This window comes from Phenylobacterium sp., assembly GCF_036563385.1.
In the GTDB taxonomy this organism is placed as follows: Bacteria; Pseudomonadota; Alphaproteobacteria; order Caulobacterales; family Caulobacteraceae; genus Phenylobacterium.
Genome location: NZ_DATCML010000004.1, coordinates 461,680 through 476,154, shown reverse-complemented (window position 1 = coordinate 476,154; position 14,475 = coordinate 461,680). Strand labels below are relative to the sequence as shown.

General features: G+C 71.4%; 12 protein-coding genes. 5 read left to right on the top strand and 7 right to left on the bottom strand.

Features of this window, described 5'->3' with window-relative positions:
• Positions 1-72: 72 nt before the first annotated feature.
• On the top strand, positions 73-1,305 hold the full coding sequence (locus VIL67_RS03165) for a pentapeptide repeat-containing protein (protein ID WP_332047388.1): 1,233 nt from the start codon (positions 73-75) through the stop codon (positions 1,303-1,305).
• Between the two features lie 2 nt (positions 1,306-1,307).
• Here the strand turns inward: VIL67_RS03165 and VIL67_RS03160 are convergent, their stop codons facing one another.
• The 3 genes from VIL67_RS03160 to VIL67_RS03150 are packed head-to-tail and all read right to left on the bottom strand — an operon-like array spanning position 1,308 to position 3,844.
• On the bottom strand, positions 1,308-2,183 hold the full coding sequence (locus tag VIL67_RS03160) for a crotonase/enoyl-CoA hydratase family protein (protein WP_332047387.1): 876 nt from the start codon (positions 2,181-2,183) through the stop codon (positions 1,308-1,310).
• Positions 2,184-2,243: 60 nt separating this feature from the next.
• Positions 2,244-3,017, bottom strand: a complete 774-nt coding sequence (locus VIL67_RS03155; protein WP_332047386.1) for a molybdopterin-dependent oxidoreductase — start codon at positions 3,015-3,017, stop codon at positions 2,244-2,246.
• Positions 3,014-3,844, bottom strand: coding sequence for a cytochrome b/b6 domain-containing protein (locus tag VIL67_RS03150; RefSeq protein ID WP_332047385.1), 831 nt, complete (start codon positions 3,842-3,844; stop codon positions 3,014-3,016). The genes VIL67_RS03155 and VIL67_RS03150 overlap by 4 nt, the downstream gene beginning before the upstream one ends.
• 120 nt (positions 3,845-3,964) lie before the next feature.
• On the opposite strand from VIL67_RS03150, the gene VIL67_RS03145 reads away from it, so the two are divergent.
• Both VIL67_RS03145 and VIL67_RS03140 read left to right on the top strand, forming a co-directional pair.
• On the top strand, positions 3,965-4,261 hold the full coding sequence (locus VIL67_RS03145; RefSeq protein WP_332047384.1) for a hypothetical protein: 297 nt from the start codon (positions 3,965-3,967) through the stop codon (positions 4,259-4,261).
• Between the two features lie 54 nt (positions 4,262-4,315).
• Positions 4,316-5,233, top strand: a complete 918-nt coding sequence (locus VIL67_RS03140) for a thioesterase family protein (protein WP_332047383.1) — start codon at positions 4,316-4,318, stop codon at positions 5,231-5,233.
• Here VIL67_RS03140 and VIL67_RS03135 read toward each other — a convergent pair.
• Positions 5,230-6,114 carry an alpha/beta fold hydrolase gene (locus tag VIL67_RS03135; protein WP_332047382.1) on the bottom strand — a complete coding sequence of 295 codons (885 nt, stop codon included), beginning with the start codon at positions 6,112-6,114 and terminating at the stop codon, positions 5,230-5,232. The two genes, VIL67_RS03140 and VIL67_RS03135, sit on opposite strands and share 4 nt — an antisense overlap.
• Before the next feature lie 48 nt (positions 6,115-6,162).
• On the opposite strand from VIL67_RS03135, the gene VIL67_RS03130 reads away from it, so the two are divergent.
• Complete coding sequence (locus VIL67_RS03130; protein ID WP_332047381.1) at positions 6,163-6,594, top strand: DUF488 domain-containing protein; 432 nt, start codon at positions 6,163-6,165, stop codon at positions 6,592-6,594.
• Positions 6,595-6,596: 2 nt separating this feature from the next.
• On the opposite strand, the gene VIL67_RS03125 is transcribed toward VIL67_RS03130, so the two are convergent.
• Positions 6,597-7,772, bottom strand: coding sequence for a S1C family serine protease (locus VIL67_RS03125; protein ID WP_332047380.1), 1,176 nt, complete (start codon positions 7,770-7,772; stop codon positions 6,597-6,599).
• 212 nt (positions 7,773-7,984) lie between these two features.
• On the opposite strand from VIL67_RS03125, the gene VIL67_RS03120 reads away from it, so the two are divergent.
• Positions 7,985-11,719: a CHAT domain-containing protein gene (locus VIL67_RS03120; RefSeq protein ID WP_332047379.1), complete on the top strand. Its 3,735-nt coding sequence runs from the start codon at positions 7,985-7,987 to the stop codon at positions 11,717-11,719.
• On the opposite strand, the gene VIL67_RS03115 is transcribed toward VIL67_RS03120, so the two are convergent.
• Positions 11,716-13,392 carry an ice nucleation protein gene (locus tag VIL67_RS03115; protein WP_332047378.1) on the bottom strand — a complete coding sequence of 559 codons (1,677 nt, stop codon included), beginning with the start codon at positions 13,390-13,392 and terminating at the stop codon, positions 11,716-11,718. The genes VIL67_RS03120 and VIL67_RS03115 overlap by 4 nt on opposite strands.
• Positions 13,393-13,512: 120 nt before the next feature.
• Positions 13,513-14,319 (bottom strand): TerC family protein, encoded by an 807-nt coding sequence (locus tag VIL67_RS03110; protein ID WP_332047377.1) that lies wholly within the window; start codon positions 14,317-14,319, stop codon positions 13,513-13,515.
• Positions 14,320-14,475: the final 156 nt, after the last annotated feature.

Below are 14,475 nucleotides of genomic sequence, written 5' to 3'. Positions count from 1 at the left end.
GCGCTCGTGATGCTTAACCGCGCAACCGTTCCTTAAGCCGGCGGAGCGCACGGTGCTTCCCGAGCAGGCCCGATGTCGACCCAAGCCGTACCCCACCATGTGGCGCTGGACGCCAATGTGCTCCGCGAGGCGGTGGAGGCTCATCAGCGCTATCTCGCCGGCCGCTCGGGCGGGCGACGGCTGTCGCTCACCCACGCCGATCTTTCCAACTGCTCGCTGGAGGGCCTGGACCTGCGCGAGGCGGACCTCGCCGGCGCCCGGCTGGACGGCGCCATCCTGTCGCGCACCAATCTCTCCCGCGCCATCCTGTTCGGCGCAGACCTCCGCGAAGCCGACATGCGGCGGGTCAATCTCAAGCGCGCCGATCTGCGGGGCGCCTGTCTCCGCGGCGCCAACCTGGCGGGCGCGGACCTCGCCGGCTGCGACCTGCGCGAAGGCCGCATCGCCCTGCAGGACAAGCTGGACGGCTTCCGCGTGCTGCGCCACGAGCACCGGCCCGGCGAGCTGAACTACGCGATCCTCTCCGGCGCCAATCTCGCCGGCGCCCAGATGGCCGGCGCCATCGCCATGGCGGTGGATTTCACGGACGCCAACCTCGCTGGCGCCCTGCTGGCCGGGGCGCGCCTGCACAAGGCGGTGCTGGACGGGGCCGACCTGTCCGGCGCCGACCTCGGCGGAGCGGATCTCACCGGCGCCTCTATGAAGCGGGCGGTGCTGGCCGGGGTGAACCTGGAGCACGCGCGGCTCGATGACGCCGATCTGACCGACGTGCTGCGCGCGCCGCCGCCGCTCGTCTACATCGATGACCGCCCCCTCGATCAGGTGCTGGCCGAGCACGAAGCGTATTGCCAGAGCGACGGGTCGCGCGGGCGGGTGATGAACCTGCCCGAGATCGACTTCCGTCCGCTGCGCCACCTGCGCCAGCGCAAGCTGACCGCCCTGGTCGCCCCGCGGTCGGTGCTGTTCGGCATGGATCTCCAGGGCGTCGAGCTGCAGGGGGCCGACCTGTCCAGCTGCGATCTGCGCGGGGCCAATCTGCGCGACGCCGACCTGCGCGGGGCCAAGCTCACGGGCGCCCAGCTCGCCCGCGCCGACCTGCGCGGCGCCCGCATGGGGCCGCTGATGATCGCCGAAGGTCGCTATGTGCGCACCGACTTCACCCGGGCCTCCCTACGCCACGCTGATTTTCGCGGAGCCTCCGCCCCTCGGGCCCGCTTCCTGGAAGCCGACCTCGGCCAGGCCCGCATGGCCGGCTGCGACCTCACGGGCGCCGAGGTCGAGCTGCTCGCCCAGGACATGGCCTAGCCTCACATTTCGCCGCGGAGCGGCGCGAGGTCGGGGAAGTTCGCGTCGCGCTTCTCGGCCTTGGCCTTGAAAGCCTCGGCCATGTGCGGGCCGGAGAACATCGCGGTCTGCCACACGGCGATGTAGTCGAGCGCGTCCTTGATGCTGTGGTCGCGCGCGTAGTTGATCATCACCTTGGAGCCGGTGACCGCCAACGGCGCCTTCGAGGCGATCTCGCGGGCCGTGGCCAGGGCGTGCTCGACGACGGCCTCGTGCGTGTCGAACACCTCGTTGACCAGGCCGATCTCCTTCGCCCGCTGGGCCGGCAGACGGCGGCCCGTGTAGGCCAGCTCGCGCACCCAGCCCTCCGGGATCAGCTTGCACAGCCTGGGGAAGGTGCCGACGTCGGCGGTCATGCCGATGTTGATCTCCTGGATCACGAAGAAGGCGTCCGACGTGCAGTAGCGGATGTCGCAGGCGCTGGTCATGTCCACGGCCCCGCCGACGCAGCCGCCTTGGATGGCGGCGATGACCGGCATGCGCGCCTCGTCCAGGCAGGAGAAGGCGTCCTGCAGCAGCTTCACGTGAAACCGCATCGCCTCGGCGTTCACGTGCCGGTCCTCGGAGGCCGGGTCGGACGTGGAGCCGCCGCCCTGGAACACCGCCAGGTCCATGCCGGCGCAGAAGTGCTTGCCGGTGGAGGAGATGACAATGCAGCGGGCCAGCGCCTTGGCGTTGATCTCGTTCACGATGGCCGGCAGCTCGTTCCAGAACGGGCGCACCATGGTGTTCATCGCCTCCGGCCGCTTCAGCCGGATGTGGGCGACGTGGTCCTCGATGGTGACGTCGAAGCAGGTCCAGGCGCGGCTGGTGGCGTCGAACTGGGCTGGGGCGTTCATGGCTGTCTCCTCCCGAAGGCGGGCATCATCGGCCGCTTACCCGGCGGCCGCCAAGCGCCGTCAGATGCCGGCGTACCACTCGTAGCCGCGATCCTCCCAGAAGCCCCCCTTGCCGCCGCGGATGTGGGCGAAGTCGGCCACCGCTTCGATCCGCTGGACGTACTTGGCGTGCTTGTAGCCGAGCTGCCGTTCCACCCGCAGCCGCACCGGCGCGCCATGGGCCACCGGCAGGGGCTGATCGTTCATGGCGTAGGCCAGCAGGGTCTGGGGGTGGTAGGCGTCGATCAGGTCGATGCTCTCGTAGTAGCGGTCGCTCTCGTCCTGGTTCGGTCCCAGGTGGTCGGCGCAGTGGAAGACCAGGTAGCGCGCCTCAGGCTTCAGCCCGGCGCGGTCGAGCAGCGGGCCGAGGCGCGCGCCGGTCCACTTGCCGATGGCCGACCAGCCCTCGACGCAGTCGTGTCGGGTGATCTGGGTGCGGGCGGGCAGGGCGCGGAGTTCGTCCAGGCTGAGCGACTGCGGCCGCTCCACGAGCCCGTCCACCAGGATCCGCCAGTCGGCGAAGGCTGCTGCGGCGTGGGCGGCATAGGCGGGGGAGCTCGGCCGAATGGTGCCGTTGGCCTTGAAGTCGGGCGAGAGGTCCTCCGGCGTGAACTCCTGGGCCAGGGCCTTTCGGTCGACGACCAACCGCTGGGCGCGCCGGGTCAGCCCCTCAGCGCTGGCCAGCACGCGGGTGAAGCCGGGATGGGCGTTCAGCCGGTCGCAGGCGGTGAGCGCAAGGCCGGCGAGCGAGGCGCCTGCGCCCGCCAGCCAGCGGCGGCGGTCAGGCGCGCTCATGGGCGAACCCCCTCGGTCTCGATGGCGTAGCGGCCGGTGATCATGCCGCGCATGTTGTTCCAGAACCCCGACAGCGCCACCAGCGCCACGTGCACCAGCACGAAGAGGACGGTCAGGGCGGCGCAGATGAAGTGGATGGATCGCGCCGACTGCCGGCCGCCGAACAGGTCGACGAGCCAGGGCGCGCCGGCGTTGAAACCCGGCGACATGCAGAGCCCGGTCAGCAGGATCAGCGGCAGAACCACGCCGATCATCGCCAGGTAGGTCAGCTTCTGGAGAACGTTGTAGGTGCGGGCCGCCTCGCCCCTGGGGAAGCGCAGACGGGCGTGGTCGAGCACGTCGCGCCAGACGTGCCTCAGCCGCCATTGCTCGCGGGTGGGCAGCAGGTCGCGGCGCAAGTGGCCGGAGATCAGGGCGGCGGACAGGTAGACGAGGCCGTTGATGACGAACAGCCAGGCGAAGAAGAAGTGCCAGCGCCGGCCGCTCGCAAGGTCCCGGTAGCTTGGGATCGTCGCCCAGGCCGGGAAGCCGCGCGGCTCGCGTCGGCCCTCCGCCCCGGAGTAGCCGAGCACGCCCGTGGTCCGATAGGCGCGGTCCCCCAGGAGCGTCACGCCAACCGGTTCGCCCCTGACCTCGGCCATGCCCATGTAGAGCCAGGGCTCGGCGAACGTGGACTTCTGGCCCCAGTAGAGCGCCGGGTGGGCGTTGAAGATCTGCAGGCCGCTCATCAGCAGCAGGCTGATGGCGAGCACGTTCAGCCAGTGGGTGAGCCGAACCAGGCCCGAGTGCCGCTTGTAGAGCACCTTACCCGCCCGTCCGTCCGCCATCGCCGCTCCTCGCCCAACCCGGCCGATCTTCGCACGCGCCCGGCGCGGGGGCGAGCGGCCACACGGGAACACCCGCCGCGCGCCGGCGCTTCTGATGGCGAGACATCCAAGGAGCCGCACATGTCCGAAGGACGCGACGAGATGAACACCGAAGGCCGCGAAGGCAACGCCGCCCAGCCGCTGAACGCGGCCGAGGACAACGCCGGCGCCGAGCGCTACCCCTCTGTCCGGCAGGACGACTCGGTGGAGCGCACGGGCCGCACGGAGGCCGTCACGGGCGAGGGCGGCGAGAGCCGCAGCTTCGATCCGGCGGCCGACGCGCCGACCCGTCAAGGCGCAGGCGACACCACCGCCCCCGCCTCGGCCAACGAAGGCCGCCTCGGGCCGGGCGCCGATCCCGTAGAGGGCAAGCGCTAGCCGCGGACCGCGCTCGCCCCTAAGCTCCCCGGCCGCAAACCGGGGAGCGAGGCGTTGAGCGAGGGCGTGGAAGTCTGGCGGGGCAGCGTCGCCACCTGGGAATGCGACGCCATGGGCCACCTGAACGTCGGCTTCTACGTGGCCAAGTCCATGGAAGGCCTCGTCGGCCTCGCGGCCGAGCTCGGCATGCCGCACGCCTTCGCGCCTCATGCGGGCGCGACGCTGATCGTCCGCGAGCAGCACATCCGCTTCATCAAGGAGGCCCGTCCCGGCGCGCCGCTGCACATGATGGGCGGGGTGGTGGAGATCGGAGACGACACCGCTCGGCTGCTGCTGCTCCTGCTGCACCAGAACGGCGACGTCGCGGCCAGCTTCCAGACCGTGGTGGCGCACGCCACGCCCCGCGACGGCTGCGCCTTCAGCTGGCCCGAGCGGATCCGGCGGCGCGCCGCGGAGCTCGCCATCACCGTTCCAGACAAGGCCGCCCCGCGCAGCATCGGCCTCGCCCCCGTGGAAAGCCAGGCGAGCCTGGCCCGGGCCAACGAACTTGGCCTGAAGCGCACGGCGCTGGGCGCGGTGCGGGCCTCCGACTGCGACACCTTCGGCCGGATGCGCACCGAGCTGATGATGGCCCGCATCTCGGACGGCATCCCGCATTTCTTCGGCGGCCGCCGTCCGGGCGAGGGCGAGCACCAGGGCAAGGTGGGCGGCGCGGCCCTGGAGTACCGCCTGCTGCACTTCGACTGGCCGCGAGCCGGCGACCGCGTGGAGCTGCGCTCCGCTCCGGCCGGCGGCGACGCACGCTTCCGGCGGCTGGTGCACTGGCTGCTGGACCCCGACACCGGAAGGGCCTGGGGCTCGGCCGAGGCCATCGCCGTCTCCTTCGACCTGGAGACCCGCAAGATCATCACCCTCAGCGAAGAGGCGCTGGCGGCCGCCAACGCCGAAGCTGCGCCCGGGTTGAGCCTCTAGCTGGTCAGGCTGCGCAGCGTCTGGCGCACGAGATCGGGCCGCTCCATGGGCAGGAAGTGGCTCGTGCCGGGGACGGTCTCCACTCGGATACGGCCGGTCGCCTCGAGCTCCGGCAGGCGATCGTCGAGCCTGGCCGTGCTGCCCTGCTCCGCCCGCAGGATGCGCACGGGACAGCGGGTGGCCTGGAAGGCGCCCCACGGATCGTAGTTGTGCGAACGGAAGTTGGAGGCTTCCCATTCGGGCCGGCAGGTCAGGGTCGCCTCGCCGTCCGCGGTGTCGCGGAAGCCGGCCTCCACATAGTCGGCGAGCTGGGCCTCCGACCAGGTGCGGAAGGCCCCGCGCCCGCGGTAGGCCTCGAGCGCGGCGGCCTTGCTCGGGAATTCGGCCCGACGGCGCAGCGCCCCCTGGACCAGCGGCGAATTGGCGACGGCAGGGTCGTCCTCCGAGCGCTGACCGGGCGTATGCACCAGCACGGGATCGAACAGCGCCAGCGCGCGGACGCGCTCGGGACGCGCGGCGGCCGCCAGCAGGCTGGACGTCCCGCCCATGGAATGGCCGGCCAGCACCACGGCGCCGTCCGTCGCCGCCTCGAGCAGGGCCAGCAGGTCGTCCCGGAACTCGTCCCATCCCGCTCGGCCCTCCACGGTCGCCGGCAGGGTGGAGGCGCCGTGGCCGCGCAGGTCGATGGCCAGGATCCGGAGCTCGGCGGCCAGCGGCGCCAGGATCGTGCGATAGGTGCGGGCGTTGAAACCGTTGGCGTGGGAGAAGACGATGTCGACCGAACGCTCGGGCGGCCCGAAGTCGAGCGCCGCCATGGCGCCCCCGCGCTGCGCAAGCTCGATCAACCGCGCCTGCGGCTCGTACTCCACCCTGGCGTCCATGGATCCCTCCGACGCCCCATATAGCGGCCTCACCCCACGGAAGAAGACATGAAGCTGGCGACCATCGGCTACGAGAGCGAAACCCAGGCCCAGGTGATCGAGCGGCTGAAGCAGGCCGGCGTCGAGGTGCTGATCGACGTGCGCGCCGTGGCCGCCTCCCGCCGGGCCGGCTTCTCCAAGACCCTGCTGGCCGCCAGCCTGAAGGACGCCGGCATCGACTACGTCCACCTGCGCCAGCTCGGCACGCCCAAGTCCGGCCGCGACGCCGCGCGCAAGGGGCGGGTCGCCGAGATGCGGGCCATCTTCGAGGACCACCTGGCCGAGCCCGCCGCCCAGCTGGAGCTCGCCAAGGCCACCGAGATCGCCCGGCAGAAGAAGGCGGCCCTGCTCTGCTACGAGGCCGACGCCCGCGGCTGCCACCGCGCCATCGTCGCCGACCGCATCTGCGACGCCCTGGGCTGCGGGATCGAGGACCTCTAGGGCTACTTCTCGGAGATCTTCTCCATCCGGTAGGGCTCGTCCTCGCCGTTGCGGAAGTCGCCGCGCAGGTCGGGCTTGCCGTTGCCGTCGGTGTCGTAGAGGGCGGTCTCGAAGTCGCCGTCCTGGTTGTCGTCGAAATACATCGTGTCGAGGTCGCCGTTCCCGTCCTCGTCGGTGATGACCACTATCGGGTCGCGCTTGCTCTTCGGCACGATCAGCACGCTGTCGCCCTCGCCGTCGCAGTCGGTGTCCATCAGGAAGCGCGTGCCCTTCGGCTTGTCGTAGGGCTCCTCCTCCACCGCCTGGGCCTTGCAGGTCTCCGCCGCCGCCTGGCGCGTCTGGCTCACCCGGTCCTGGGTGCGGGCCAGGAACGACTTCACGTCCTCCGCCGACACCGCGTAGTTCATCCCTTCGCCCTCACCCTTGAAGCTGTTGATGCCGACCACCTTCAGGTTGTCGTCGATCAGCGGCCCGCCCGAGTTGCCGGGGTTGATCGGGGTCTGCGTCTGGATGACCGTCGCCTCGTGCTGCACCTTGTCTCCGGCCTTCCAGCCGTAGGCGCGACGGATCTGGCTGACGATGCCGCGGGTGTAGGTCCAGGCCTCCCCGGTCGGGTGGCCGATGGCGTGGACATCGGCGCCCACCTCCAGCGTCGTGGAGTTCCCAAGCTCCAGTGGGGTCACGCCGGGCGGAACGGCCTCCACCTGGAGCAGCGCCAGATCCGCCACATCGTCGCGACGGATCACCTTGGCGACGCGCACGTCGGCGTCGCCGACCGCCGCGCCCTCCATGCTGGGCTTGAACACCACGCCGACTTCCTTGGCGTCGCCGACCACATGCAGGTTGGTGACGATACGCCCATCGGCGCCGATCAGGACGCCCGAGCCCACGGCGTCCTCCGCGACGACCAGGACGACCGCCGGCGCCGCGCGTTGGTAGATGCCGGTCTCCTTGGCGCCGCGTGTGTTGGCGCGGCCTTCAGGCTTAAGCCGGCCTAGCGCCTTGCCCACCGCCACCCCGCTGCTTTCCGGCATGTCCGGCAGGGACGGCTGGCTGGCGGCGCGCGTCGCGCCCGAAAGCTGGGCCTTGCGGCCGAGCAGGTCTTCCTGCGCGGTCGCCTGCGCGTATGATGCGAGCGACAAGGCCGCCGCGATCGCGGCGATCCGGAACGATTTCATGGCCTTGCGCCCCCCTAGAGCATTGTTACTCCGGACCCTAGCTGGGCTGTGGCTAACCGCAAGTTGCATTCTGTCGGCGGGCGGGGGCCATCGCGGACGCGCCTGCAGCGGCGCTGCAGACCGCGGGCGCCCTGCACGCCGAAGGGCGGAGCCTCGCCGCGCAGGCGGCGTTAGGGGCGGCGCTGCAGACAGCCGAAGCACGCGATCCGGCCGTGCGCTTGCTCATCCTCAGCCGCCTGCTCGACGTCTGCGTCGAGAGCCGCTCGCGGACCTGCCTTACGCAGCGAATCCCGGACTACATCGCGGCGGCCAAGGCTGCACCCGTGCCGGACGGCGCAGCGTCCGCCCTGCTCGGTCAGACCGCCACCTACTACGTCGACGAGGCCCGACTGGCGCTCGGACGGCCTGACGTGACGGCGCAAATCCCCGCCGGTCCCGGATGGGCGAGCGAGATCTCCTATGCCCGCGAACTCTATCTGAAGCGACAGCTGCTGGCGGGGCGGGTGCAGTTGGCCCTGGGGCGGCCGGTCGAGGCCGCCGCGAGCGCGGACCGGCTGCTGTCGATGATCGCCTCGCTTCGCAACCCCGAGGCGTCGCCGGCGACGGTGGCCCGCGCTCTGGCGGGTGGTCTCACGACGCTCCTCGACGCCGGCCAGGCCGAGCGCGCCTACGGGCTTTATCGCGCCACCCGAGAGACCCTGCCAAAGGCCATGCCGGCCCGCAGCCTGGACCTGGCGCTGTACCGCATCTCCGAGGCGCGGCTGCTGGGCGCCCGCGCCGACCTGCCGGGCGCGCGTGCGGCGGCCGACGCCGCCCTGTCCCTGCTCCGCGACCTGGAGCTGGAGCCCGCCACGCGCGCCGAGCTGCTCGCCCAGGCCTTGCTTCTCCAGGCCGCCACCTGCGCGGCTGAGTCCGACCTCGCCTGCGCCCGCGGAGCCCTGGCGGAAGCCCAGCCGGTGGCCTCCGAGACGCCGGAATATCTGGCCACCGTAGCGGCGGTGGCGGCTCTGGCCGGTGACCCCGCCGCACCGCCTCCCGCCGCCGTCGAGGCGGATCCCTACAGCCTCGTCGCCGCAGCGCTGCGGACGGCACCGGGGCCCGCGCGCGCCGCCCGGTTCGACGCCGCGGCCCGCGCGGTGCTCGGCGCCGAGCGTGGCTTCGGCGGCCACGCGGCCCTGGAGCCGCTGCTGGTCGCGTTGCTGTTGCAGATCGGCGGCGGGGCCGGGGACAAGGACGCCGCCTTCGGGTTGATGCAGATCGCGGGACGAGGAGCCTCCGCCTTTGACGCGGAGGCCGTGGCTGCGCTCAGCCGGGCAGAAGGCGAGCTGCAGCGGCGGGCGGTGCATCAGGCGCTGCGGCTCCGCGCCCGTCGCGATCGGCTGGAACGGGAGCAGATCCAGGCCGTCACGGAGCGGGCCGTGGCCGCCGCCGAATCGGGCGGGGCGCTGACCCATGACCCCGCCGCGAGGCTTCTGCTGCGCGACTTCGCCGTGCGGATCTCGCGGGCGGATGCGGCCGGGGGCAAGCCTGGCGTGACGTGGCCCGGCGTCGTGACGCCGCTGCGCCGCCTGCAGAGCGTGTTGGGCGACGCCGAAGCGGTGCTGGCCGTGGCGCGCACGCCGCAGGGCCTCGCCTATGCCTGTGTTCGGCGCGATCGGGCCGAGTGGCGTGTGGCCGCGGTCGATGTTCAGAAGGCGAGGCTCGACAGCCGGCTGGTGCAGCAGGCGCTGACCTCCGGCCACGCCCCTTCGGACCAACTGGACAGCCAGTTCCCGGTTGAGGCGGCGATCCGGCTCTACGATCTCTATCTCCGCCCGTTCGACGGCTGCGTTCGGGCCAGGGACCGGATCGTCTGGCTCCCGGGCCTCGCCAACCTCGCCGCACCCCTCTCCGTGATGCTGCCCGCGGCCCCGCCGAAGCGCGAGGACGGTGGTTACGATCTTGCCCAGGCGCCTTGGGTCGCCCGCTCGCACGCGATCAGCTACGCCGGCTCGGCGGCGCTGATTGTCGCCGCCCGCAAGGCGCCCGCCAACGGTCGGGATTTCGATTTCCTCGGGGTCGGCGACCCGGTGCTCTCGGGAGAGACACCGACGGGCGAACGCCGCGAGGCATTGGCCACGCGGGGCGCAAGGGTGGCGGGCCTGGCGCCGCTTCCGGAGACCCGGCCAGAACTGCTGGCCTCCGCCCGCGCCTTCGCGTCGAGCCAGGTGTTGCTCGGCGCAGACGCCACGGAGCGGCGTCTGCGCGCTCAGGTGCTGGGCGCCTATGCCTATGTCTCGTTCGCAACTCACGGCCTGATCCGCGAGGACCTGCAGGGGCTGGCGGAGCCGGCGCTCGTGCTGACTCCCGTGTCCGGCGACGATCCCCTGGACGACGGATTGCTGACGGCCAGCGAGATCGCCGACCTCAACCTTCGAGCCCGCTTCGTGGCGCTCTCGGCCTGCAACACCGCCAACTTCGACCTGGAGGCGCTGGCCCAGGACCTGCCGGCGCTGTCCTCCGCCTTCGCCGTCGCCGGCGTACCGGCGACGCTCGCCACCCTGTGGCCGGTGGACTCCGAAACCGGCCGCCGGGTCGTGGCCGCCACCTTCGAGCGGTTGCGGGCGGAGGGGCTGGCCCCGTCGGATGCGCTCGCCGCCGCCCAGCAGCTCTTCCTCGAACAGCCGCCCGGCCGCGCCTGGCTGCATCCGAGGTTCTGGGCGCCCTTCGTGATCCTGGGCGACGGCGGCCTTCGCGAGCCCCCGGCCCGGGCGCCCAACCCCACGGTGCGTCAGGTGGAGGTTCTGACCGCCCGCGGCGGAGAGGTGATCGGCCTGGTCCGCGCCGGCGGAGCCACGGTCGCGAGGTTGATCTCGGATGCGGACCCGCGCGGCCGCCACGCTGGGGCCGTGCGCCAGCTCTCGGGCGCGGGGGGCGCCTGGCGGCGCGAGAGCGTCGAGGTGGGCGCGTCGCAGATGATGGTCGACCTCGGCGGGCCGGTCCTCGTGGCGGGCTATGCGGCGGGCTCGAGCGGCCGCTTCGCGCCGGTGCTGGAAGCCCTCTCGCCCGCCGGAGAGCTGGTGGCCACGTGGCGCGCCCAGCCGCCCGAGGGGTTGGACTCGTTCACCCTGGGCGGCGGCGCCCTCGGCGGCGGGCGGGCGGCCTTCGTGGTGGGCGATCTCAGCCTGCGGGGCCAAGCCGCCGGCCATGGGGGCCGGCTGAGGCTCTTCGAGACGGACGCCGCCCTGAACCCGCGCGTGATGGCGGAGCTGGCGCCGCCCAGCGGCGGGAATATCGCCGAGGCCACGGTGAGCCCGTTCGGGGACGACCTCCTGTTGACCTACACCGATCGTGCGGCGGCTCCGCCAGACCGCCCGCCCGCGGCGTTGGACGACTGGCAGGAACCGCTGTGCAGCGTGTGGCCGGTGACCTGGATCGAGCTGCGTGACGGCCGGACGGGCGCCCTGAAGGCGCGCCGCGAGCTGCCGGGCCAGGTGGTGACGCGCGTGCTCGCCACGGGCGGGCGGGTGCTGCTGGGCGGCGCCGCCGCGGCCCGCTGCGGAGAGGACGCTCAAGCCAACGTGCTCACAGTGGGGACTGATCTCGCCACGCAGCCGATCTACACGGACCCCAGCCTCGGGGCGTCGGAGGTTCGGGCGCTCGCAGCGCTTCCGGACGGGCGCACGCTGCTGGCCGCGAGCAAGTTCAACGTCACCGACTACGCCCCGCCGCTGGCCGCGGGCGCCAAGCCAGACCCCTACCGGTGGCGCCGCACCGACCTGACGGCCTCGGGCATGCTGGTGGTGCTGGAGCGAGACGGCCGGGCCGGCGCGCCGCGGCTCCTGGATTCGGGCTCAAACGTCCTGGTCACGGCCCTGGAGGCCAGCCGCCCCGACGACGTCCTGCTGGGCGGCTCCCTCGCCGGCGAGGCCGCGCTCTTCCACCTGAGGGTGAGCGGCGAGCGCTAGCTCGGCAGGCTCTGGACCTGGGTGGCGGTCATGGCGTTGAGCTGGGCCGCGGTCATCTGGCCGATCTGGGTGGTGCTCATCGCCTGGATCTGGGTGACGGTGAGCGCCGGGATCTGGAGGGGCGAGATGGCCTGGATCTGGGTGGCGTCGAGGCTCGAGATCACCGTGGTGGAGAGCGCGCCGATTTGGCCCATGGAGAAGTTGGCGATCTGCAGGCCGCTGAACTTCTGGAAGTCGGCGGCGGACATGGCGCTGAGCACCGGGGACGACAGGCCCTTCACCTGGGTGGCGTTCAGGACGCCCACCTGGGTGGCGTTCAGCGCATAGAACTTGGTGGGCGTCAGGGCGCCGAGCTGCACGGCGGTGAGCCCGGAGAGTTGGGTGGTGCTGAGCGCCGAGAGCGCCGTGGTGGAGAAGGCGCCGATGCGATCCGACGACAGGGCCGCCAGCTGGGTGGAGGTGAACTCCGTCGCGTCCGTCGCGCTCAGGCTATAGGCCTGGTAGGCCGAGATGCCCTTGATCTGCGCCGTGCCGAACGAGCGGATCATGGTCGAGTCCAGCGAGGAGAAGTTCTCCACCGACAGCGAGCCGATCTGGGTCGCGGTGAAGGCGCGGACCTGGGTGTCGGTCAGCCGCTGGAAGTCGGTCGTGGAGAAGCTGCTGACCTGGTAGCCCGTCAGCCCCTGGATCTTCGTCGTGCTGAGCGACTGGAGCTGGGTGTCCGAGAGGCTGAACAGGTTCTCCACCGACAGGCCGCTCAGCTGGGTCGAGGTCAAAAGGTCGATCTGGGTGGTGCTGAACTTGCCGAATTCGGTGGTGGTCAGCACGCCCAGCTGGCTGGTGGTCAGGCCCGCCACCTGGGTGGAGGTGAGCGCCTGGATCTGGGTGGACGTGAGCGACCCCAGGTTCGTTCCGGACAGCGCGCCCAGCTGGGTCGCGTTCAGCGCCGCCACCTGGGTCTGGGTGAGTTCCTGGAAGTCGGTGGTGGTCAGGCTCTTCAGCTGGGTGGTGCTGAGGCCGGAGAGCTGGGTGGTGGTCAGGCCCGCCACCTGCGTCCCGTTCAGCGCCGAAAGCGCCGTGGTGCTCAGGGCGCCGATCTGCTGGCTGCTGAACGCCGCCGTCTGGGTGGTGGTGAGGGCCGCCGCCTGGGCCGATCCCAGGCCGGCGACCTGGGTGGCGGCCAGACCGGCGATCTGGGTGGTGGTGAACTCGCCGATGTCGGTGTCGCTCAGGCCCATGAACTGGGCCGAGGACAGGCCGCGCAGCTGGGTGGTGGTGAGCGAGGCCACCTGGGTCGAGGTGAGGCCGGAGAACTTGGAGAGCGTCAGCGCCCCCAGCTGGGTGGAGGCGAGCGCGTCCAGGCGCGTCTCGTCCAAGGCCGCCAGGTGCGTGGTGGTCAGCGCATTGAACTGCGCGCCCGAGAACGCCATCAGCTGGTCGGTGTCGAACACCACCCCGGTGGTGATGTGCTGGATCTGGGTGGTGGAGAGACCCTTCACCCCCGTCGCAGAGAGGGCGTTCACCTGGGTGGCCGAGAGGCCCTCGATGGCGGTGGTGGTGAGCGCCGCCACCTGGGTCGACTTCAGGTCGCCCAGCTTGGTGTCGTTCAGCGACTGCAGCCGCGTGGTCGAAAGGTTGGTGATCTGCGCGGCCGAAAGATAGCTGATCGGCATGGTGGCCCCTGGCGCCTGGCCTCCGGCGCCGCTCTGCCGGCGCGCGGAGTGATTCGCACGCCGAGCTTAAGATAAGCCGCACGGGGAGGCTTAACGAAAACCTCCCCGCGCGGGTGCGGCCTAATGCAACGTGGGATCGGTCCCGCCGCCGGCCCGCCGCTTGGCGGCGCGCCTGGCCAGCATGTTCAGGCCTTCCACCAGGGCCGAGAAGGCCATGGCGGCGTAGATGTAGCCCTTGGGAACGTGCACGCCGAAGCCGTCGGCGATCAGCACCGCGCCGATCATCAGCAGGAAGCCGAGCGCCAGCATCACCACGGTCGGGTTGTTGTGGATGAAGTTGGCCAGGGGGTCGGCGGCCAGCATCATGGCGAGCACGGCCACCAGGACGGCCGTGACCATGATCGGCAGGTGCTCGGTCATGCCCACGGCAGTCAGGATCGAGTCGATCGAGAACACCAGGTCCAGCAGCAGGATCTGGAAGATCGCCGCGCCGAAGTTGGCGACCATGCGGCCGCCGGTGTCCATCACCCCGTGGCCGTCGGCGGGCGCCGTCTTCTCGTGGATCTCGGTGGTCGCCTTCCAGACCAGGAACAGCCCGCCGGCGATCAGGATCAGGTCGCGCCACGAGAACTGCAGCTCGAACGAGGGCTCCCCATGGCTGTTCAGCGGGCCCTGCCACGGCAGGGAGAAGACCGGCTGGGTCAGGGTGACGATGAAGGCGATGGTCGACAGCAGCCCCAGCCGCATGATCAGGGCGAGCGAGATGCCCACCCGCCGCGCCTTGCTGCGCTGGTGCTCGGGGAGCTTGTTCGAAAGGATCGAGATGAAGATCAGGTTGTCGATCCCCAGCACCACCTCCATCACGATCAGGGTGATCAGAGCCGCCCAGGCGGCCGGGTCGCTGAGCAAGGGGGTGATGGCGTCCATCGGCTGTCGTTCTCTCCCAGTTATGGCGAAGCCATATCTAGGAAGGCGCGCGGCCACGGCTAGGGCTTGGCCGTCACTTGCCGCTTATCCACAGGCGATCACGGCGCTCGCGGTTTCGTGAACGGCGCAGCCTTCGGCCGCCGAAGACTTGCCTTC

What these genes read in the sequence shown, in the direction of transcription:
- VIL67_RS03165 (WP_332047388.1), top strand. Translation starts at nt 73, where the DNA reads ATGTCGACCCAAGCCGTACCCCACCATGTGGCGCTGGACGCCAATGTG.
- VIL67_RS03160 (WP_332047387.1), bottom strand. Translation starts at nt 2,183, where the DNA reads ATGAACGCCCCAGCCCAGTTCGACGCCACCAGCCGCGCCTGGACCTGC.
- VIL67_RS03155 (WP_332047386.1), bottom strand. Translation starts at nt 3,017, where the DNA reads ATGAGCGCGCCTGACCGCCGCCGCTGGCTGGCGGGCGCAGGCGCCTCG.
- VIL67_RS03150 (WP_332047385.1), bottom strand. Translation starts at nt 3,844, where the DNA reads ATGGCGGACGGACGGGCGGGTAAGGTGCTCTACAAGCGGCACTCGGGC.
- VIL67_RS03145 (WP_332047384.1), top strand. Translation starts at nt 3,965, where the DNA reads ATGTCCGAAGGACGCGACGAGATGAACACCGAAGGCCGCGAAGGCAAC.
- VIL67_RS03135 (WP_332047382.1), bottom strand. Translation starts at nt 6,114, where the DNA reads ATGGACGCCAGGGTGGAGTACGAGCCGCAGGCGCGGTTGATCGAGCTT.
- VIL67_RS03130 (WP_332047381.1), top strand. Translation starts at nt 6,163, where the DNA reads ATGAAGCTGGCGACCATCGGCTACGAGAGCGAAACCCAGGCCCAGGTG.
- VIL67_RS03125 (WP_332047380.1), bottom strand. Translation starts at nt 7,772, where the DNA reads ATGAAATCGTTCCGGATCGCCGCGATCGCGGCGGCCTTGTCGCTCGCA.
- VIL67_RS03115 (WP_332047378.1), bottom strand. Translation starts at nt 13,392, where the DNA reads ATGCCGATCAGCTATCTTTCGGCCGCGCAGATCACCAACCTTTCGACC.
- VIL67_RS03110 (WP_332047377.1), bottom strand. Translation starts at nt 14,319, where the DNA reads ATGGACGCCATCACCCCCTTGCTCAGCGACCCGGCCGCCTGGGCGGCT.